Consider the following 19,949-nt stretch of genomic DNA (forward strand, 5'->3'; position numbering starts at 1 on the left):
TTTACTCAAGTCAAAGTAAAACTTTTGACTATTTACTACTGTCAAATTTATCCGTATCATTTTACTCAGCACGGGCTAAACGCCCCGCTACCGTTACCGCTAACAGCACTCAATATAGAGAGGGGAATTTGAAAAATCAGCAACTTGGAAATTGGCAAACCACAGTTTTAGGAATTGTGCTAGCAATAATAGTGATTCTCGGACTAAATGCCTTTATTATTATTAACCCTGGACAAGCAGGAGTGATTAGCATTTTGGGTAAAGCGAGAGATGGGGCTTTATTGGAAGGGATTCATGTCAAACCGCCTTTTCTATCCGTAATAGATGTGTATGATTTGACAGTGCAAAAGTTTGAAGTGCCAGCAGAAAGTTCTACTAAAGATTTGCAAAATTTATCCGCGAGATTTGCGATCAACTTTCGCCTCGATCCGATAAAGGTAGTTGAAGTTAGACGTAAACAAGGAACCTTAGAAAATATTGTATCAAAAATCATTGCACCTCAGACCCAAGAAGCATTTAAAATTGCGGCAGCTAGAAGAACAGTAGAAGAGGCAATTACTAAAAGAAGTGAGTTAAAAGAAGACTTTGATAATGCGTTAGGCGATCGCTTAGACAAATATGGGATAATTGTGTTAGATACTAGCGTAGTTGATTTAGCATTCTCACCAGAATTTGCCAGAGCAGTGGAAGAAAAACAAATTGCTGAACAACGGGCGCAAAGAGCCGTTTACGTAGCACGGGAAGCAGAACAAGAAGCACAAGCAGATGTGAATCGCGCTAAAGGTAGGGCAGAAGCTCAAAGACTTTTAGCAGAAACACTCAAAGCTCAAGGAGGACAGTTAGTTCTGCAAAAGGAAGCAATTGAAGCTTGGAAGAGTGGCGGCGCTCAGATGCCCAAAGTCCTTGTTATGGGTGGTGATTCAAAAAGTGGCGTTCCCTTCATATTCAACCTTGGAAATGTCCAGAATCAACCATAAGGATTGGGCATTAGATAACAACCTCCATTATGGAATTTGCTCTGAATAGAAGAGGCAAGGAACAGCGAATAGGGGAGAAATATTTTGGAATTCCCTATCAATTAAGGGTTTCAGAGCAACTAAATTTATTTATGTCCTTTCAGACAAATTTTACAACCCTTGGACGATTCTCAATCCCAAATCTAAAACTCAAAATAGTATAAGTTGGGCTAATGCCAACTCAAACACAACAGAAAAACCAACAAGTCCATCATCAAAGTTTATGTCAACCCCCAATCCTCACCATCTCACCGCCGAAGAAGCGAAAAAATTACTGAATAAATTTAACTGTCTAGACATTGCGCCAATCCTCAATGCATCTGAAAAAGCAGTAATTCGTCATGCCCTAACTTTGGTAACAAACCTTGCTGATTATCAAATTCTAGGAATTTGCGCTGATACAGCAGAAGAAGGAATACTGGCGATGAAAACTTATTCTCTGGCTTTGGGTTATGAACCACCAGACAATTTACTGACACCTGAAGGGCCAGTTTATATCAAATTAAATGGTAAAAATGGCTTGTGTTATCTTGATTCATACTCTGGACATCATCGTGGTGTATTAGTATCTTGTCAGTCTTACCACGAAGACGGAATCAATGAAATGTATGGACATTTACCCTTGGATTTATTTGTATAGAATTCGGCAATGTAGGTAAGGATATGCCTTACCTACTCATTAACGATCGAGGAATAACTACTAGATTTTATGAGTATTATTACACTCCAGTCGGTTAAAAAAGACTTTGGCATCAAAGAAGTTTTAAAAGAAGCCAGCTTTAGCCTCGATGCTGCCGATAAAGTTGGCTTAATTGGTACTAACGGTTCAGGAAAATCAACTCTATTAAAAATGATCGCGGGGTTAGAATCTATTGATAGCGGTCAAATTATCATCAACTCCGGTTCTAAAATTATCTATTTACCCCAGCAGCCAGATTTAGATGAGAACCACACAGTTTTAGAGCAAGTTTTTGCTGACAGTGGCGAACATACAGCTTTGGTACGTGAATATGAAGAACTCTCAGATAAATTAGCTCACTATCCAGATGATAGCCAACTGATGTCTCGCCTTTCTGTGGTGATGCAAAAGATGGATTCAAATGATGCTTGGGAATTAGAAACTAATGCTAAGATTATCCTCACTAAATTAGGAATTTCTGACTTTGATGCCAAGATAGGTACTTTATCTGGAGGCTATCGCAAGCGCATTGCTTTAGCATCAGCGTTGTTAGCAGAACCTGATGCTTTGCTGATGGATGAGCCGACAAACCATTTAGATGCTCTTTCTGTTGAATGGTTACAAAGTTATTTAAATCGCTATCGCGGCGCACTTTTTCTGATTACCCACGATCGCTATTTTCTAGATCGCGTCACTAATCGGATCGTTGAAATTGACCGAGGAGACATTTACACCTACACAGGTAACTATTCATATTACCTCGAAAAGAAAGCTTTAGCTGAAGAATCTGCTGTAAGCAGTCAACGGAAACATCAAGGCTTGTTGCGGCGGGAGTTGGAATGGCTGAAAAAAGGGCCGAAAGCTAGAAGTACTAAGCAAAAAGCTAGAATTGACCGCGCTCATGCTCTCCGGGATACCGAATTTAAAGAAGTTCAGGGTAAAGTTGATATTTCTACAGTTGGTCGTCGCATTGGTAAAAAAGTTATTGAATTAAATAACGTTTCTAAAGCATACAATGGACGCACCTTGATTAATAATTTCACCTACGAATTTAGTCCAGAAGACCGCATCGGCATTATTGGCGCTAATGGTGCTGGTAAATCCACTTTAATGGATATTATTACTGGTCAGATTCAGCCAGATTCAGGTGTTGCAGAAATTGGAACTACAGTTCACATCGGTTATTTTGACCAGCATTCTGAAGAATTGCTCACAGCTTTAAACGAAAATCAGCGCGTGATTGACTACATCAAAGAAGAAGGTGAATTTATCAAAATTACCGATGGGACTCAAATTACTGCTTCTCAAATGTTGGAGCGGTTTTTGTTTCCTGGTAATCAACAGTATGCCCCAATTAATAAACTTTCCGGTGGTGAAAAACGCCGTTTATTTCTGTTGCGAGTGTTGATGAGTGCGCCCAACGTCTTGATTTTAGATGAACCGACAAATGATTTAGATGTTCAGACATTGGCAGTACTAGAAGATTATTTAGAGGATTTTGTCGGGTGTGTAATTGTAGTTTCTCACGATCGCTACTTTCTCGATCGCACCATCGACACAGTATTTTCCTTCGAGGAAGGCGGTAATCTCCGGCAATATCCAGGTAATTACTCGATTTATCTGGACTATAAGAAGGCTGAAGAGGCACAGCAACAGGCTGCTAACACTAAGGAGAAGCCGAAAAATGCCGAAGTCCAAAATGGTGCATCTGCGCCCAAGGATGTAGAAAATACCAAGCGCCGGAGGTTATCCAATTGGGAAAAGAAAGAATTTGAGCAGTTGGAAGGTAAAATTGCCGAGTTAGAGGCCCAGAAGGCAGAAACCGAGAAAACACTAGCAAATGTCTCACCGGGGAATTATAGCGAAGTGCAGAAACTTTACGATCGTGTGGAAAAGCTCAAACACGCGATCGATGTGGCGACTGAACGCTGGTTAGAATTAGCGGAGATGGAGTGAGGTACACCCGTAGGGGCAATTAATGAATCATAAGTGTCAACTTAACGTGAAACCCTTGTGAAGACATGATATTCAGTTCTCTCGTTTAGCATTACTCATCGCTTTACCGCACCCTAACCCTCCCCTTATAAAGGCTACGGTGTACACACAAGTTTGATAACCTAGCCCCACAACGTTTTTATCCCCCCTAACCCCCCTTAAAAAAGGGGGGAAAACTTCTTAAAGTCCCCCTTTTTTAAGGGGGATTTAGGGGGATCAAACCACATTTTGCACCTGCCACAGAGATGTGTGTACACCGTAGAGGGAACTAGATTCCTTTTTCCCCCCTTTCCAAGGGGGGATTAAGGGGGGGTAAAACGCTTGTAGGACAGGCGTTTAAGCTTAAGTTGACACCAATGTTCATGAATTGCCCCGACACCTGACTATTTTGATAAACCAAGTGTACGACCAGGAAAACCTGCAACGTCAAAATATCGAGTTGAGCCAACATTTTGATACTTCAGGATCGTTTTTAATCCATTAGTAGCTGGTTGAGAAGTCAGAGTATGAGATTTAAAAGAAACTTTTTTGGCTCCTTTAATCAAGGATTCATGTAAAACGCGACCGATAAGTTTTCCTTGATGGGGAATCTTTAAATTTAAAGTCTTAGCCAAGGTAATAGCTACATCAGCATTACTCACAGGTACTCGGTCTACAAAAGCTTTCTTAAAGTCAGGGCCGATCGCAGCCATATAATTGTAAGTATCAGCACGGCTAAAAGAGCCATGCATTCCCTGTCCTTGCTGTAAAGAAGAGTCTGCAATTTCTACACCGCAAGCAGTTGGGTCGCCACAGCCAGTATCAAATGTCCGAAAGTTGACTGCGATCGCTGGGGTAGGAAGAGGGGATTTCCCATGAAGTGCGATCGCACTTAAGGGTAAAGTCCCTGGAATAGAGCCTAATGCATCATCGACAAATAAACCACTAACATAATCTTCTTTTAAGAGAATATCTACAACTTGTTTAGCAAGTGCTTTGTTATTTGCACTATTAGGTAAATAAATCAAATCTGAACCACCATTAGCAGCCACTAAGACATCAGGTTTATTGGGGTCTTTACCAATCAAACCGTTTTTAGAAAACTGACCTTGAGTTGGATCAACAGCAGCATTTTCCTTATCTGGATCAAATAAAGGCAATCCTAAACCATGAGCAATATCAATAGCGAGAAAACCAGGTGGCAAAAATTCTTTTATTACCTCTGGATAACTTAGTGTCTTTGAATAGCTGGTTTTGCTCTCTTTACTAATGGTAGAAAAACCGTGATCGGCCGTCACAAAAATATTTGTGGAAGCTTCTAAATTTAGCTGTTTGAGAACGCCACGGATTTGAGCAAGATTTTGATCGACATTTTGACGAGCGGCGAGGGAAGTGGGGCCATTAATCCCTGGAGTAAGAGTGTTTAGACTATCACCTTGGTTATGTTGAGTTCCATCTGGATCGCGTGACCAATAAATTAAAACAAAAGGTTTTTGGCGTTGTTTGAATAGAGGTAATAGTACTTTTGTCGTTATATCGACAAAGTATTGTTGTTGAAATATATTAGCTACCTTGGTTCCTGATACTGTGCTGTTGCCAGATTTGCCATTATCTCCTCGCGTTGGAGATTTTAAGGCGATCTCATTTTTAGTCAACAGGTCAGCTATTTCGGAACTCAGAGGAATTCCTGTTGGAGAACCGGTAGCGTCATCAATGATAATTGTGGGTTTACCTGTTCGTTGAGTAACATCTTGAATTAAGACTGGCCCGATCTTTCCAACAGATGCGGTGCTAAATCCAGCTTTCCGTGCGGCATCTAATAGACTTTCTTCATTCAAGTAATTGTCATTAAAGCGTTGGTTAATTTCCCCCAAAACCGCATCATTTTCTAAGAAAGGAATGGGGCTATTACTAGCACTCTTAACAGGAAAGCCAACATTAATTGTATTGCTGAAATCACCCGTGTCACCGAGATAATGTCCAGTTGCGATCGCAGAAGCATTCGCGGTAGTAAAAGTAGGAAACAGTGAATGACTATTGACAAAACTCACACCCTTCTGGCGAATTTCATTCAGATTAGGAGTTTCCTGAGCATTAACTTTGCTAGGGCGCAATCCATCGGTAATAAAAATTATGACATTGTGTTCAGGTCTTGTCTTCGCAAATCCTGAAACTGCTAGTACTGTAACGAGTGTAATAGTAGCTAGTATCAGAAAAGTCTTATATATTTTAGGTAAAACCATCCGTCTACATCTCCAAATATAGATATTTCTGGCTCTTTGAGGCTTTAATGTACAGCACTTACTGCTGCTATGAGGTACAGATACTTGGGATATCTCTACGAGATGCTACCACGAACGCTTCATTCGCAATGACATCACATTAATGGCAAAATGCCTACCCCACAAGATTAGATAATTTATTTATTGGAAATTCCTAACTTAATAAAAAAGCGATTATGAAACACCTTGACGGGAGAGTGGCATTGATAACAGGTGCTACACGGGGAATTGGGAAAGGAATTGCTATTGGTTTGGCTGAGGCTGGGGCAACTGTATACGTCACAGGTCGCAGCCTCAACAATTCTTCTAGTAATGCGGTTTCAGGAAGTCTCAGTGAAACCCAATCAGTTATAGAGGAAGTTGGTGGTATATGCATTCCCGTCCAAGTAGACCATAGCAACGATGAACAGGTGCGTTTACTGTTTGAGCGCATTCAAGACGAGCAAGGTGGACAACTCGACCTACTGGTGAATAATGCTTACTCAGGAGTTCAGGCAGTAAAAGACGCTTATGGGCAGCCCTTTTGGGATTGTGAACCAAGCATTTGGGATGCTAGCAACAACGTTGGTCTTCGTAGCCATTATATTGCGAGTGTTTTTGCGGCTCGAATGATGACTAGGCGTAATTCTGGACTTATTTGCACCATTTCCTCATGGGGTAGTATGTTTTATATTTTTAATACAGCTTATGGTGTTGGGAAAGCAGCGTGCGATCGCCTCGCTGCTGATATGGCTGTTGAATTAAAACCCCATAATGTCGCTTCTGTTTCCATTTGGCCGGGGATTGTTGGGACTGAGCTTTTTTCTAGCTTTGCTTCTGAGATGAATCAAACCAATACTACTGAGCCAAAAAACTCATTCATTAGCGATCGCTACAACTGGGAAACTCCCTTATTAACTGGAAGGGTAATTGCTGCCCTTGCTTGTGATTCAAATATCATGCGCCATACCGGACGCGTGCAGATTGTTGCCGAACTAGCTAATAAATATGGAATTGTGGATGAAAATGGCGATCGTCCTGTATCGCTACGCTCTTTACGTTTTGTGCTACCAACTGCATTGCCAGGACTGAGAAAGTATTCATGGCTCATACCCGATATTAAAATACCGTGGTCACTATTATTATTGAATGCCCTTAGCTCACCTAAAATTTAATAGGCATTAGGGATAAGGCAGGAGTTAGAAAACTTGGTTTATCCACCTTTGATACTCGTTAACGAGTCTTTGAACTCCGTTAACGAGTCTTTGAACTCCGTTAACGAGTCTTTGAACTCCGTTAACGAGTCTTTGAACTCCGTTAACGAGTCTTTGAACTCCGTTAATGAGTCTTTGAACTCCGTTAATGAGTCTTTGAACTCCGTTAACGAGTCTTTGAACTCCGTTAACGAGTCTTTGAACTCCGTTAACGAGTCTTTGAACTCCGTTAACGAGTCTTTGAACTCCGTTAACGAGTCTTTGAACTCCGTTAATGAGTCTTTGAACTCCGTTAATGAGTCTTTGAACTCCGTTAACGAGTCTTTGAACTCCGTGAATGAGTCTTTGATACTCGTGAATGAGTCTTTGAACTCCGTTAACGAGTCTTTAATACTCGTGAACAACCTAAAAACTCCCAATCCCCAATATTCTGTCACCGAAGAAGCTCCGTCTCAGTTTCCCCCCTTGCTCCCTGCCCCCTGCTCCCCTGCCTCTGTCACACCTTCACTAAACAAGCTGTTCGAGATCCTAAAACTTTGTATCCTGAATTAATGGTCTTAATTAATAATTCTTTTAAAACTGGTGCAAGAAGATTTTAGGCTAATTGTTGATTTAGTTTTAGTTTTGGGCGTTGCAGCCTGTGGCGGACTGTTGGCGGCACTTTTGCGGCAACCCGTGCTGCTAGGGTATCTCATCGGCGGGATGATCGTTGGGCCCGCCGGACTGGGACTAATTAAAGAAGTTATTCAAGTAGAAACTCTGGCACAATTTGGTGTCGCCTTTTTGTTATTCGCCTTGGGTGTAGAATTTTCTTTAGCAGAACTCAAGAAGGTAAAAGCGATCGCTCTTGGTGGAGGTGGACTCCAGATTGCTCTAACAATTTTAGTCACAGTTGTGGTATGTGGTTTAAGTGGAGCCTGGGGAGCCTTACCCGCCAAAGGGATGTTTTTAGGGTGTATTCTGTCCTTGTCTTCCACGGCGGTTGTCCTCAAGTGTTTGATGGAACGCAATGAAACAGAAACGCCTCACGGACAAGTGATGCTAGGGATTTTGGTAGTACAGGACTTGGCATTAGGACTGATGTTAGCAGTCTTACCAGCCCTCAACCAACCAGCAGAAACTATTGGCATCGCCGTATTGACAGCGCTACTGTGGATTGCTTTATTTGCTGCTGGTGCCATAGCTGCGGGGATGTGGCTGATACCGCCTTTGTTGCGACTCTTAGCCCGTACCGAAAGCCGAGAACTATTTTTATTAGGAGTTGTAGCTTTATGTTTGGGCATTGCTCTGTTGACGGAGCATTTAGGACTGTCCATTGAAATGGGGGCATTTGTCGCGGGTTTGATGATTTCTGAGGTGGAATATGCCGATCAAACCCTGACTTATGTCGAACCGCTGCGAGATATCTTTGCCAGTTTATTTTTTGCCGCCATTGGGATGTTAATTGACCCAGTGTTTTTATGGAACAATCTAGAATTGATTTTAGGGTTGGTAGCAATAGTTTTTGTCGGGAAATTTTTGATTATCACGCCCCTAGTTAAACTATTCCACTACCCTTTAAAAACAGCCATAATCGCGGGTTTAGGACTAGCCCAAATTGGGGAATTTTCCTTTGTTCTCGCCAGTGAGGGGCAATCTTTGGGTCTGGTATCCCGACCAATATACTTATTAATTTTAGGAACCACCGCAGTCACTCTCATGCTTACTCCCTTTGTGCTGCGGTTAGTGCCATTTTTATTTAACTTTGCCGAATCAATGCCCTGGTTGAAACCGTACTTAGAAGAGCAAGAGGCACGGGATGTATCGGAAGATTTGCCTTTCAAAGACCATGTAGTAGTCTGTGGTTATGGGCGAGTCGGCAAAAATTTAGTCAAGTTGTTGCTCCAAAATCACCTACCTGTGGTTGTAATTGACCAATCGGAGAGGAGAATTCAGCAGTTGCGTGAAGCTGGAGTGTCTTATGTTTATGGCAATTGTGTGAGTTTACACGTTTTGGAAACTGCCGGGGTGAATCATGCTAAAGGAATGGCGATCGCACTCCCTGACCCCATGAGTACCCGTGTTTGCTTGAAACGCGCTTTAGAATTGCACCCAGAATTAGATTTGGTTGTCCGTGCTACCCAGGATAAAAATATTGAAGTGTTGTATCAATTGGGAGCCAGAGAAGTGGTGCAACCAGAGTTTGAAGCTAGCTTAGAAATGGCAACCTACTTATTAACTGGCTTAGGTTTGTTGTCACCAGCAGTCGTCCAACGGGAAATGCAGCAAATCCGCAACGATCATTATTTAGAATTGCGCCCAGAGCGTTCTGCAACTGAAGTTGCTCGCGATTTGCGCCAAGCAACTCTCGATTTAAATCAGCGCTGGTATCCTCTCCCTTCTAATTCGCCCTTAATTGGCATGACTATAGAAGAAGCCGATATGCGCTACTTAACAGGAGCGAGCTTGATGGCAATTCGCCGCGCTAACGGCGATGAAATCGATTATCCCAGTAATCAAACCAAATTAGAAGATGGCGATCGCTTGTTGGTAGTGGGAGCAGATGAAGAACTGGCAGCTTTAGCAGAATTCGCTAAAGGACAAGCTGCTGTCCCCGGAGAAAATAGTGCTTGTCAATGGATTACGGTGAATGCAGATGCGCCAACCCTAGGTAAGACCCTTGCCGATTTAGATATCAGCAAGCAATTTGGAGTCCAGGTACAGGCAATCCGGCGAGATGGCAAGTTTATCCGCTATCCTGATGGCGGTATGGATTTGCAAGTTGGCGACCAAGTATTATTATGTGGTAGCTTGACAGGTCTAAGTCAATTAGAGCAGTTATTTGCGATCGTAAATAAAGTACCCCTTTCTATCCCAGTGGTGAAAGCTGCTGAGGCAGAAGCACTCAAAGAGTTTCTCCCTGCCGACAGTGTAACTGACTAGAAGAAACGTAGAATCAATTCAAAATCGTTCGACTGAGCGCTCACTACGAAGTCTCAAATCTAATCTTTACGATTAAACCCCATTATGGTAAAGCAACGGGGTAAATACGCTCAGATAATGTTGCTAATTCATCAGTCAATGGGATAATCTCGCAAAAACAACTTATCAAGGGTGCTTATTACATTGTTTGAAGTTATGTAGCCTTTTGATTACGGCCTATCAACCACTGCGGTAAACTATGCGTTGATTATGATTCTTTCGCAGAGAAGAACACTCGGAAGGAGCGGTTTTTTCAATGTCTCATACCGTTAAAATCTACGATACCTGCATTGGCTGCACCCAATGCGTCCGCGCTTGCCCTACTGATGTACTTGAGATGGTTCCTTGGGATGGCTGTAAAGCTGCTCAAATTGCCTCTTCACCCCGTACAGAAGACTGTGTTGGCTGTAAGCGATGCGAAACTGCTTGTCCTACCGACTTTTTGAGCATCCGGGTTTACCTGGGCGCTGAAACAACTCGCAGTATGGGTCTGGCTTACTAAAAAGCTGAGTGCTGAGTGCTGAGTGCTGAGTGCTGAGACAGAAAGAAGTAAATCAGAAACACAATTTCTTGATTCTTCATTCGGAACTTGGAACTCAGCACTCAGGACTTTTAATTGTCTCAATAGCAAGTACCTTTAGCATCGGAAAGTGAATACTACCCACCTGACGAAATTTTAATTTTAGATTGGGCATAAAAATCTCTGGGTACTTTAATCCTAGAAGCCGTATTTGTACCGTCAGGTCAAAAGCTGACGGTGAATCTGCTTTAAAAGCCCAAAATCCATAAAAATACCTAGTGGTTGGGGAGTAATATTACTCCCTTTTTTTATTTCCAAAACGTCCACTTTGTGCCAAACACTATACTGGATTTAATCATCCTGAAAAAAAGCGGTGTGAACAATGTGCGGAATCGTTGGATATATAGGCACTCAAGCGGCGACAGACATTTTACTGGCTGGGCTGGAAAAACTAGAGTACAGGGGCTACGATTCTGCTGGAATCGCCACTGTTTGGGAAGGTGAGGTTAATTGTGTGCGGGCAAAGGGCAAACTGCATAACCTGCGTTCTAAACTAGAACAAATAGAAACCCCCGCCCAGATTGGTATTGGTCACACTCGCTGGGCAACTCATGGTAAACCAGAAGAATACAACGCCCATCCCCATTTGGATACGGCGAAGCGAGTGGCGGTAGTACAAAATGGTATTATCGAAAATTACCGCGACTTACGCGAAGAACTCAAAGCAAAAGGACACCAATTTCTTTCTGAAACCGATACAGAAGTAATTCCCCATCTCATCGCCGAATTTTTAAAGCATATTCCTCCCTCATCTTCCTCATCTCCCTTTTTAGAAGCAATTCGCCAAGCTGTTAACCACTTGCACGGGGCATTTGCGATCGCAGTTATTTCTGCTGACTACCCCGATGAATTGATTGTTGTCCGCCAACAAGCACCTTTGGTAATTGGTTTTGGACAAGGCGAATTCTTTTGTGCATCTGACACACCAGCGATCGTTGCCTACACCCGTGCAGTGCTACCTCTGGAAAATGGCGAAATTGCCCGCCTCACACCTTTGGGCGTTGAGATTTACAATTTCGCTGGCGACAGGTTGAAAAAACAACCCCGGCTCCTCAACTTCAATCCTGCAATGGTAGAAAAGCAGGGATTCAAACACTTCATGCTCAAAGAAATCCATGAGCAACCAGGGGTAGTCAGAGCGAGTTTAGACGCTTACTTTCATCCACACGAATCTACCGAATCGCCAATCAATCTTGGTTTACCTGCGGATTTATACACTGATTTAGAACAAATTCAGATCCTCGCCTGTGGTACTAGTTGGCACGCAGCATTAATCGGTAAATATTTACTCGAACAATTAGCAGGAATTTCAACTCAGGTACATTACGCTTCTGAGTATCGCTATGCACCATCACCTGTCACAGCTAACACGTTGATTATCGGCGTTACCCAATCAGGTGAGACTGCCGATACCCTAGCAGCTTTGGCAATGGAAAAAGAACGTCGCCAGGGAAAAGAACCTAAATATGAAGCGCGATTACTGGGTATTACTAATCGCCCCGAAAGCAGCCTTGGCCATCTAGTGCCCCATGTCATCAGTACTCTAGCGGGAATTGAAATTGGGGTGGCGGCGACAAAAACTTTTACTGCTCAACTGATGGCATTTTATGCCTTGGCATTAGATTTAGCGGCTCGTCGTCAGACAGTTTCAAAAGACACATTAGAGAAAATTATTAATGGGTTGCGGCAGATTCCCAAAGAAATTGAGGCAACTTTAGAAAGTCAAGAACGTTTAACCGAACAGTTAGCCCATGAATTCGCCGAAACCAAAGATTTCATTTTTGTGGGGAGGGGAATTAACTTCCCCATTGCTTTAGAAGGGGCGTTGAAATTAAAAGAAATCAGCTACATTCACGCCGAAGGCTATCCGGCTGGAGAGATGAAGCATGGCCCCATCGCACTTTTAGATGCGAAAGTACCAGTAGTTGCGATCGCAATCCCTGGTAGTGTGTACGAAAAAGTTATTTCCAATGCTCAAGAAGCCAAAGCTAGAGATTCTCGCTTAATTGGCGTGACTCCCGTCAACGATGGCGAAGCTGCGGAAATCTTTAACGATCTTCTTCCCGTGTCTCATGTTGAAGAGTTACTTTCTCCGATTTTGACAGTAGTTCCTTTACAATTATTGGCTTATCATATTGCCGCCCGTCGCGGTTTGGATGTCGATCAACCTCGTAACCTAGCTAAAAGTGTCACGGTGGAATAGTATAAAATCGTGCCTGAATATACTTGATTTTTAATCATAAAATAGCTTCTCCAAGAAATATAATTTGTTGAGAAGCTATTTTTTATGGTTAATATTATCTCAGTATTTTCTAATGAATGATATCGTGTCCGCCAAATTACTTACGATATGTCATTGCGAGCGCAACGAAGTGGAGCGTTCGCGCAGCGTCTCCAAGAGTTGCAATCACCAGGACTCTACGTTCGCGAAGCGTGTCCGAAGGACTTATGCTTCACCATATTCGCAATGACATGATTTCTGAAAAAACTCAGTGCAACTTAAAAAAGCTTCTTCCCTACTCCCTACCTACGCAAATAATTTCATAAATTACTCAGCAAGAATTTCTGGTGAAAAAACTGATTTACTTGCGGAAGAAACCAGGATAATGAAGCATAATTAACCTTTATAGCTAAAAGCTGTCAGCCATCAGCCACAAGCTGAGAGGGTAAAGTTTGAAAGCTTGTGATTCAACTTAAGTAATTGACTATGAGTACAGCAAATATTTCGTCAGCGATACGCATAGGAGTACTAGGTTTCGGGGGACTCGGACAAGCCGCCGCCAAGGTACTTGCTGCTAAACAGGAAATGATTTTAGTCGCAGCCGCAGATCAAAAAGGTTACGCTTACGCTGCTGAAGGTTTAAATACTCAAGAATGCATTGCAACCTATCAGTCCCAAGGTTCCGTAGGTTATTTAGAGCCAGTGGGGACGTTAACAAATCAAAGTATTCAGGATGTAATTGCAATCGCTCAACCTGTGGATGGGTATTTTCTGGCTTTACCCAACTTACCAAATGATTTTATCCCCTCTGTCGCCAAAGAGTTTATTAAATCTGGTTGGCGGGGTGTGCTAGTAGATGCAGTTAAGCGCACCACTGCTGTAGAACAACTACTAGCGATGAAAGAGGAACTGCAAGCCGCCGGGATTACCTACATGACAGGTTGTGGTGCAACACCCGGACTGTTAACCGCCGCCGCCGCATTAGCCGCCCAAAGCTACGCCGAAATTCATCAAGTCGAAATTACCTTTGGGGTGGGAATTGCCAACTGGGAAGCTTACCGCGCCACGGTTCGGGAAGACATTGGCCACATGCCTGGTTACACAGTGGAAACCGCTAGGGCGATGACTGACGCAGAAGTAGAAGCACTACTAGATAAAACCAATGGCGTGCTTACCTTGAAGAATATGGAACACGCTGATGATGTGATGCTAGAGGTAGCGGGAATAGTGGGGCGCGATCGCGTTACAGTTGGCGGCGTAGTCGATACTCGCAATCCGAAAAAGCCCCTCAGCACCAACGTTAAGGTAACAGGACGCACCTTTGAAGGTAAAATTTCCACCCATACCTTTACTCTGGGAGATGAAACCAGTATGGCAGCCAATGTCTGCGGCCCTGCCTTTGGCTATCTCAAAGCTGGTAGACAATTGCACCAACGCGGTATTTATGGCATCTTCACTGCTGCCGAAATTATGCCCCAATTTGTTAGGTAATAGTTAGGAGAGACGCGATTAATCGCGTCTTTACAAGAGTTAGGAGTTAAAAAAGTAAACTTTAGACTTAAAAATCTCTGGCTTTGTTCAGAACTTGCAGTTTAAAACTCTTAACTCCTGACTTTTTCTAAGCTGGTGGAATTTCTGGAGAGAAAATGTCTGTAAAATTCTCCTCAAGCAGCAAATCTGGTGTTTGAATAATAAATGGAAGTTCGGCTCCTACAAGTCCTCGTTGGATGCGTTCTAAAGTATCACTAAAAACAACAAACAAAGGATATATAATATTCGCTCCCTCACTCAAAATATGACTGTGGCGCAGAGGCATCAACCACTCATAATCATTGTCCAGAAAAACTTGGGTTTGTCGCCAACGTCCTAACAAATCAGAAAAGTCTTCATGAGCGCGATGAATAAAGACTAAAATTTCGGCTCCAGTTTTGATCTTCCACTCAGGATCGCACATCAAAATTGCCACATCACAGGGTAGGCAAATGGTTTGTGGGGTTGTTGCTGTATTGCGAAGACGGACAATTGGCAAAGGAATAGTGATGACACTTTCATCTGGACGGCGCAGACTGGGAATCATCTCTAAGTATGGGCGGTGTTGTTTTAGTAAGGCGATCGCAGCTAGATGATTGCTGTACTCTGCCAAACTCGCTTCGTAGTGAGATTTTTGCACAATCATAGTTTATTAAATAGTGAGGAGTTAGGAATTATAAGTTAAGAATAAAATTAATAAGTTAAGAATTAAGAGTTTAGGAATAAAAAGTTTTAACTCCTAACTCCTAACTTATAACTCCTAACTATTAATCCCCTATCCCAGCTTTTCAAAGACCGCAAACATAGGCAAATACATTGCTAGTAAGATGGTTCCAACCATCCCCCCTAGAACTACAATCATCACTGGTTCCAAAATGCTGGTCATTGCTTTTACTGCTTGCTCAACTTCATCTTCATAGAAATCGGCAACTTTCATCAACATTCCATCTAATTCTCCAGTTTCTTCTCCGATACTAATCATCTGAATTGCCATAGCCGGAAAAACGGCATCCTTTTGTAAAGCAATGCTAATCATACCTCCCTGTTGAATCTCCATGCGGGCTGCATCTATGGCATTAGCAATTACTTGGTTTCCTGATGTATCTCGGACAATTTCTAAGCAAGTTAAAATTGGTACGCCTGAACGAGTCAAAGAACCAAAAGTCCGGCTAAAACGGGCAACCGAAGATTTTTGAATCAAGTCACCAAATAACGGCATCTTCAGGGAAAGACGATCAATTGTGATGCGACCAACAGGAGTTTTAGCATATTGTCCATAGGCAAATTTCAATGCTATAAGAATACCTAGAAGTACGAAAGCACCTGGACTTCTCAAAAATTTACTAGCATCCATCAAGAATTGTGTTAGTGGTGGTAATGAGATTCCAATTTGGACAAAAATCGTGGCAAAAATGGGAATAAGAAAAATGGTCATTCCCAAAAAGATCGCAACTGCAATAAAACCCACAACAGTTGGATAAGATAATGCTGATTTAATTTGGTTTTGTAGACGAGCAACATCTTCTAACAACTTAGCTAAACGATTTAATACTTCATCTAGAACACCACCAACTTCACCGGCTTGAATCATACTTACATATAACCCATCAAAGCAGTCAGGATGCTTTCTCATTGCCTCTGACAGGTTCATTCCACTTTGAACGTCATTGCTAATTTCAACTAGAGCTTGTTTGAGTTTAGTATTACTACACTGTTCAGAAAGTACCCCCAAACTTCTAACGATCGCAACACCTGCATTCATCAAAACGGCAAATTGACGCGAAAAAACGGCTTTGTCTTTCACAGAAACCTTAATTAAGGAATTCTGGAATTTTTTGAAGGCAACATCTGGCTGAAATCCTTGAGATTGTTTGAGTTCTTGGATTACTAAACCTTGCTCTCTGAGATTAGTCCGAGCTTGTACCAAGGATTCAGCAACAATTTTTTCTGTTCGGGATTTTCCTTGAGAATCCCGAACACGGGCAACATAGTTTGGCATAAATTTCAAAATAGTTGTTGTCGTTGGGCATTGGGCATTGGGAATGGGGCATTGGGCATTAGTTCTTTATTCTTTCTCCCCCTGCTTCCCCTACTCCCTCTGCTCCCTTGTCTCCCTCATCCCCCCTTCCCAGTTACTTTAATGCGCTTTGGCAGCCGCACCGGGTTTTGCACCTGCTGCCTGGGGTGGTACAGAAGTACCGATAAGACGTTGAATTTCATCTGGCTTAGAAGTTTTAGACATCGCCGCTTCAAAGGAAATCGTTCCTGCTTTGTAAAAATCAGCTAAAACCTTCTCCAGAGTTTGCATCCCCAATTTGCCACCAGTTTGGATGGCTGAGTAAATTTGAGCTGTTTTGCCTTCTCTAATCAAGTTGGAAATAGCGGGAGTCACAATCAGAATTTCTTGAGCCATCACCCGACCATATTCACCAGGTTTAGGGCTTTTCTTGGACACCAAGGTTTGGCTAAATACCGCCACTAATGAGTTAGACAACTGCACCCGCACCTGGGTTTGTCTTTCATGGGGGAAAACGTCAATAATCCGGTCAACTGTCTGGGCGGCGGAACTGGTATGTAGCGTACCAAATACCAAGTGTCCTGTTTCTGCTGCGGAAATCGCCAAAGAAATCGTTTCCAAATCGCGCATTTCTCCTACCAGAACAATATCTGGATCTTCCCGTAAAGCTGCTTTCAAGGCATTAGCAAAACTCTTAGTATCTTCACCCAGTTGTCGTTGGTGAACCAAACTTTTAATTGGTTCATAGACAAATTCAATTGGGTCTTCCACCGTTAAAATATGCTCTGCCTTGGTGCGGTTAATCAAGTCAATCATCGCCGCTAGGGTAGTTGTCTTCCCGGAACCTGTAGGGCCTGTCACCAGAATCAGTCCTCTGGGCTTATCTGTCATTTCCCGCACGATATCTGGCAGACCTAATTTTTCAAAGTTAGGAATCTTAGAACTTAATGCCCGTAAGCAAGCAGCATAAGAACCACGTTCTTTATAGACATTGACCCGAAAGCGTGCCAAACCCTTAACACCATAAGAACAATCCAATTCCCAGTTTTGTTCTAAGGTTTTACGTTGGGTGTTGTTGAGCATACTAAAAATCAGCCTTTGACATTGATCGGCTGTCAATATATGCTCACCTATGGGGGTGAGTTTGCCACTGATGCGGAAATAGGGAGGCAAACCTGCGGATAAATGCATATCCGAGCCACCCAGTTCAATCAACTGCTCCATCAAGTCTTCAATCATCATTTCCATAGTTTTGCTTCCTTGTAATATTTGTTATTTGTTTAAATGTTACTAACCATCAACTAATGACCAATGCCCAGTCTTAAAACCGAGATGTCATACAGTAGGGACAATCCAACCATTCTTGTTTCAATGTGGCCTGACAACTCCGGCAGGTAAGACCAGTCTTGCGTTTGGCTTTTAACTCTGCTTCCAAACCAGTATCGGTAAACGTCACTCGTTCTACTTCTTCTAGAGTGGTGGAACCTTCGCGCACTAAGTCCAAACTGTAAGCCAGCAAGGTTTTCATCCCCTCTTCTATTGCCACTTCCTTGATGCGTTCCGTGGGTGCATCTTCGTTGATGAGAGTTTGCAGGTTTTCGGTGACTCGCATGACTTCATAAACACCACAACGCCCTTTGTAGCCGCCGCCATTACATTTTGGGCAAAGCTGATTTTTGGTTTTGGCATCTGCGATCGCTTCTAATGTCAAAGTGTTAGCTTTATAGAAAGTGACTCCCACATCTGAGGAAGCTGATAGACCATAACGAGCCAGTTCCTCGGTTGTAGGAGTGTAGGGAATCCGACACTCAGAACATACCCGCCGCACCAAACGTTGAGCTAGAACGCCAATTAGGGAACTAGAAACCATGAAAGGCTCAATGCCCATTTCTCCCAAACGAGCGATCGCACCTGGGGCATCATTGGTATGTAAGGTAGTTAATACTAAGTGACCGGTCAAGGCAGCCTCAATTGCGGTTTTTGCCGTTTCCTTATCCCGCGTTTCACCCACCAGTAGCACATCTGGATCTTGTCGCAAGAAAGCCCGCAGAGCCGTAGCAAAATCCAGCCCTTTTTCTCGAATTACTTGTACTTGAGTAATCCCTGGAAGACTGTACTCAATTGGGTCTTCTACAGTACTGATATTAATTCCGGGATCGTTCTTTTCTGAGAGTGCAGAATACAGCGAGGTTGTTTTCCCAGAACCAGTTGGCCCAGTTACCAAAATTAGACCAAAGGGACGGCTAACCATATCCTGGACAATACGTAAAGTCTCTGGATCGGTAATTAACTTATTCAATCCCAGTTGGGTGGAAGAGTTATCCAAAATCCGCAGCACCACCTTTTCCCCGTAGCGGCTGGGTAAGGTATTCACCCGGAAATCCACCTTACGTCCCTCAAACATCCGCCGGATACGTCCATCTTGGGGTAGACGGCGTTCCGCAATGTCTAGATTGGAGATGATTTTAAATCGGGCTGTCACTGCCGGGATAATTTTTTTCGGTAGGGGATCGAAAGCTTCCTTCAGTACGCCATCTTTGCGAAAGCGAATGCGTAAGTTTTCTTCTTGCGGTTCGATATGAATATCAGAAACACCTTCATGCAAGGCTTTAGCCAAGATTCTGTTGACTAGGTTGATAACTGGGGCATCCTCTGCACCCTTCATCGCTGCCCCTAAATCGGCCTCCATTTCTTCAGGAGCATCAGAAATATCGAGATTTCCGAGGTTTTCTAAATCCTGATTAATATCTGTAAACTTTGCTTGATCCAGGTGCTTTTGCCGAACAGCCATTTCATCCAGATATTGGTTGATTAGCTGCTGGTAGTCTTCCTGTGTAATCACCATGCGTTGTAACACCAAGCCTTGAGGACGCAAGATGCGGTTTAGGTCATCGGAAGCCTCAAGATTATCTGGAGCGACCATTGCCACTAAAACTGAAGGGGGGGTTTGATCTTCGTTTTTTGACAGCGGTACTAAACGATGGCGACGGCAGATATCCACTGGAATGAGGGTTTCAATCAGGTTCCCCATCATTGTGTTGCCAACGGAGTTGACTTCCGGATCGAGGAATTCAACTCCGTATAGTATTTTAAGTTCAAATAGCTGCTGTTTTTTGTATTGCCTGAGCAACTCAGGTGATAGTTGTTGTCCAGTAATTGACTCTAGTACTTCCGTTAAGGGTCGGCCAGATTTGCGGCTTTCAATTAGTGCCTGTCTCATCTGTTCGGTATTGACATAGCCAGATTGCACTAGCTTGTTGCCAAAGGGCGAAAACTCTGTTCTGGTAGTTAGAGCGGTACTGCGCCGTTGTGGTGACGAGTAAGTCATAAATGAGCGAATGAGTAGGGGAACCTCTGCTTAAAGTATTCCCCTACTGTGAGATAGAATTCTCATTTCTCCAAAAAGTCCTGAGTCACGTCGCTTTGCTCCGAATTAAAAATTAAAAATTCAAAATATTTTCAAATAAGATGAGGGGCGAGTCACATTCAGCGATAA

14 protein-coding genes are annotated in these 19,949 nt (G+C 43.0%); 8 read left to right on the top strand and 6 right to left on the bottom strand.

The window, feature by feature from the left end:
- Positions 1 to 128: 128 nt before the first annotated feature.
- The 3 genes from GTQ43_RS16685 to GTQ43_RS16695 all read left to right on the top strand — a co-directional run bounded on the left by GTQ43_RS16685 (position 129) and on the right by GTQ43_RS16695 (position 3,651).
- The gene (locus GTQ43_RS16685) at positions 129 to 977 is read left to right on the top strand and encodes a prohibitin family protein (RefSeq protein ID WP_265273860.1); all 849 of its coding nucleotides are present in this window, start codon (positions 129 to 131) and stop codon (positions 975 to 977) included.
- Positions 978 to 1,239: 262 nt separating this feature from the next.
- Positions 1,240 to 1,656 (top strand): DUF1824 family protein, encoded by a 417-nt coding sequence (locus tag GTQ43_RS16690; protein ID WP_265273861.1) that lies wholly within the window; start codon positions 1,240 to 1,242, stop codon positions 1,654 to 1,656.
- A gap of 69 nt (positions 1,657 to 1,725) precedes the next feature.
- Positions 1,726 to 3,651: an ABC-F family ATP-binding cassette domain-containing protein gene (locus GTQ43_RS16695; RefSeq protein WP_265273862.1), complete on the top strand. Its 1,926-nt coding sequence runs from the start codon at positions 1,726 to 1,728 to the stop codon at positions 3,649 to 3,651.
- Positions 3,652 to 4,073: 422 nt separating this feature from the next.
- Here GTQ43_RS16695 and GTQ43_RS16700 read toward each other — a convergent pair whose 3' ends face one another.
- Positions 4,074 to 5,912, bottom strand: coding sequence for an alkaline phosphatase family protein (locus GTQ43_RS16700; protein WP_265273863.1), 1,839 nt, complete (start codon positions 5,910 to 5,912; stop codon positions 4,074 to 4,076).
- A 215-nt stretch (positions 5,913 to 6,127) separates the two neighbouring features.
- On the opposite strand from GTQ43_RS16700, the gene GTQ43_RS16705 reads away from it, so the two are divergent.
- Positions 6,128 to 7,105, top strand: a complete 978-nt coding sequence (locus tag GTQ43_RS16705) for an SDR family NAD(P)-dependent oxidoreductase (protein WP_265273865.1) — start codon at positions 6,128 to 6,130, stop codon at positions 7,103 to 7,105.
- Between the two features lie 24 nt (positions 7,106 to 7,129).
- Here GTQ43_RS16705 and GTQ43_RS41760 read toward each other — a convergent pair whose 3' ends face one another.
- Positions 7,130 to 7,504 carry a hypothetical protein gene (locus GTQ43_RS41760; protein WP_414859147.1) on the bottom strand — a complete coding sequence of 125 codons (375 nt, stop codon included), beginning with the start codon at positions 7,502 to 7,504 and terminating at the stop codon, positions 7,130 to 7,132.
- A 222-nt stretch (positions 7,505 to 7,726) separates the two neighbouring features.
- Here GTQ43_RS41760 and GTQ43_RS16710 point away from each other — a divergent pair, with 222 nt between their 5' ends.
- From GTQ43_RS16710 to bioU, 4 genes are all read left to right on the top strand, one after another.
- Positions 7,727 to 10,066, top strand: a complete 2,340-nt coding sequence (locus GTQ43_RS16710) for a cation:proton antiporter (RefSeq protein ID WP_265273866.1) — start codon at positions 7,727 to 7,729, stop codon at positions 10,064 to 10,066.
- A 295-nt stretch (positions 10,067 to 10,361) separates the two neighbouring features.
- The gene (gene psaC, locus GTQ43_RS16715; protein WP_012411495.1) at positions 10,362 to 10,607 is read left to right on the top strand and encodes a photosystem I iron-sulfur center protein PsaC; all 246 of its coding nucleotides are present in this window, start codon (positions 10,362 to 10,364) and stop codon (positions 10,605 to 10,607) included.
- Between the two features lie 400 nt (positions 10,608 to 11,007).
- Positions 11,008 to 12,888, top strand: coding sequence for a glutamine--fructose-6-phosphate transaminase (isomerizing) (gene glmS, locus GTQ43_RS16720; protein WP_265273870.1), 1,881 nt, complete (start codon positions 11,008 to 11,010; stop codon positions 12,886 to 12,888).
- Between the two features lie 504 nt (positions 12,889 to 13,392).
- Positions 13,393 to 14,397 carry a (S)-8-amino-7-oxononanoate synthase BioU gene (bioU, locus tag GTQ43_RS16725; RefSeq protein ID WP_265273871.1) on the top strand — a complete coding sequence of 335 codons (1,005 nt, stop codon included), beginning with the start codon at positions 13,393 to 13,395 and terminating at the stop codon, positions 14,395 to 14,397.
- Positions 14,398 to 14,524: 127 nt separating this feature from the next.
- Here bioU and GTQ43_RS16730 read toward each other — a convergent pair whose 3' ends face one another.
- From GTQ43_RS16730 to GTQ43_RS16745, 4 genes are all read right to left on the bottom strand, one after another.
- The gene (locus tag GTQ43_RS16730) at positions 14,525 to 15,082 is read right to left on the bottom strand and encodes a hypothetical protein (protein WP_265273872.1); all 558 of its coding nucleotides are present in this window, start codon (positions 15,080 to 15,082) and stop codon (positions 14,525 to 14,527) included.
- Between the two features lie 129 nt (positions 15,083 to 15,211).
- Complete coding sequence (locus tag GTQ43_RS16735) at positions 15,212 to 16,435, bottom strand: type II secretion system F family protein (RefSeq protein ID WP_265273873.1); 1,224 nt, start codon at positions 16,433 to 16,435, stop codon at positions 15,212 to 15,214.
- Between the two features lie 138 nt (positions 16,436 to 16,573).
- Positions 16,574 to 17,701 carry a type IV pilus twitching motility protein PilT gene (locus GTQ43_RS16740; protein WP_265273875.1) on the bottom strand — a complete coding sequence of 376 codons (1,128 nt, stop codon included), beginning with the start codon at positions 17,699 to 17,701 and terminating at the stop codon, positions 16,574 to 16,576.
- Between the two features lie 73 nt (positions 17,702 to 17,774).
- On the bottom strand, positions 17,775 to 19,781 hold the full coding sequence (locus GTQ43_RS16745) for a GspE/PulE family protein (RefSeq protein ID WP_265273877.1): 2,007 nt from the start codon (positions 19,779 to 19,781) through the stop codon (positions 17,775 to 17,777).
- Positions 19,782 to 19,949: the final 168 nt, after the last annotated feature.

This window comes from Nostoc sp. KVJ3 (assembly GCF_026127265.1).
Lineage (GTDB): Bacteria > Cyanobacteriota > Cyanobacteriia > Cyanobacteriales > Nostocaceae > Nostoc.

Excerpts from the sequence above, each read along its gene's own strand:
- GTQ43_RS16690 (WP_265273861.1), top strand. The coding sequence starts at position 1,240 with ATGTCAACCCCCAATCCTCACCATCTCACCGCCGAAGAAGCGAAAAAA.
- GTQ43_RS16695 (WP_265273862.1), top strand. The coding sequence starts at position 1,726 with ATGAGTATTATTACACTCCAGTCGGTTAAAAAAGACTTTGGCATCAAA.
- GTQ43_RS16700 (WP_265273863.1), bottom strand. The coding sequence starts at position 5,912 with ATGGTTTTACCTAAAATATATAAGACTTTTCTGATACTAGCTACTATT.
- GTQ43_RS16705 (WP_265273865.1), top strand. The coding sequence starts at position 6,128 with ATGAAACACCTTGACGGGAGAGTGGCATTGATAACAGGTGCTACACGG.
- psaC (WP_012411495.1), top strand. The coding sequence starts at position 10,362 with ATGTCTCATACCGTTAAAATCTACGATACCTGCATTGGCTGCACCCAA.
- glmS (WP_265273870.1), top strand. The coding sequence starts at position 11,008 with ATGTGCGGAATCGTTGGATATATAGGCACTCAAGCGGCGACAGACATT.
- bioU (WP_265273871.1), top strand. The coding sequence starts at position 13,393 with ATGAGTACAGCAAATATTTCGTCAGCGATACGCATAGGAGTACTAGGT.
- GTQ43_RS16730 (WP_265273872.1), bottom strand. The coding sequence starts at position 15,082 with ATGATTGTGCAAAAATCTCACTACGAAGCGAGTTTGGCAGAGTACAGC.
- GTQ43_RS16735 (WP_265273873.1), bottom strand. The coding sequence starts at position 16,435 with ATGCCAAACTATGTTGCCCGTGTTCGGGATTCTCAAGGAAAATCCCGA.
- GTQ43_RS16740 (WP_265273875.1), bottom strand. The coding sequence starts at position 17,701 with ATGGAAATGATGATTGAAGACTTGATGGAGCAGTTGATTGAACTGGGT.
- GTQ43_RS16745 (WP_265273877.1), bottom strand. The coding sequence starts at position 19,781 with ATGACTTACTCGTCACCACAACGGCGCAGTACCGCTCTAACTACCAGA.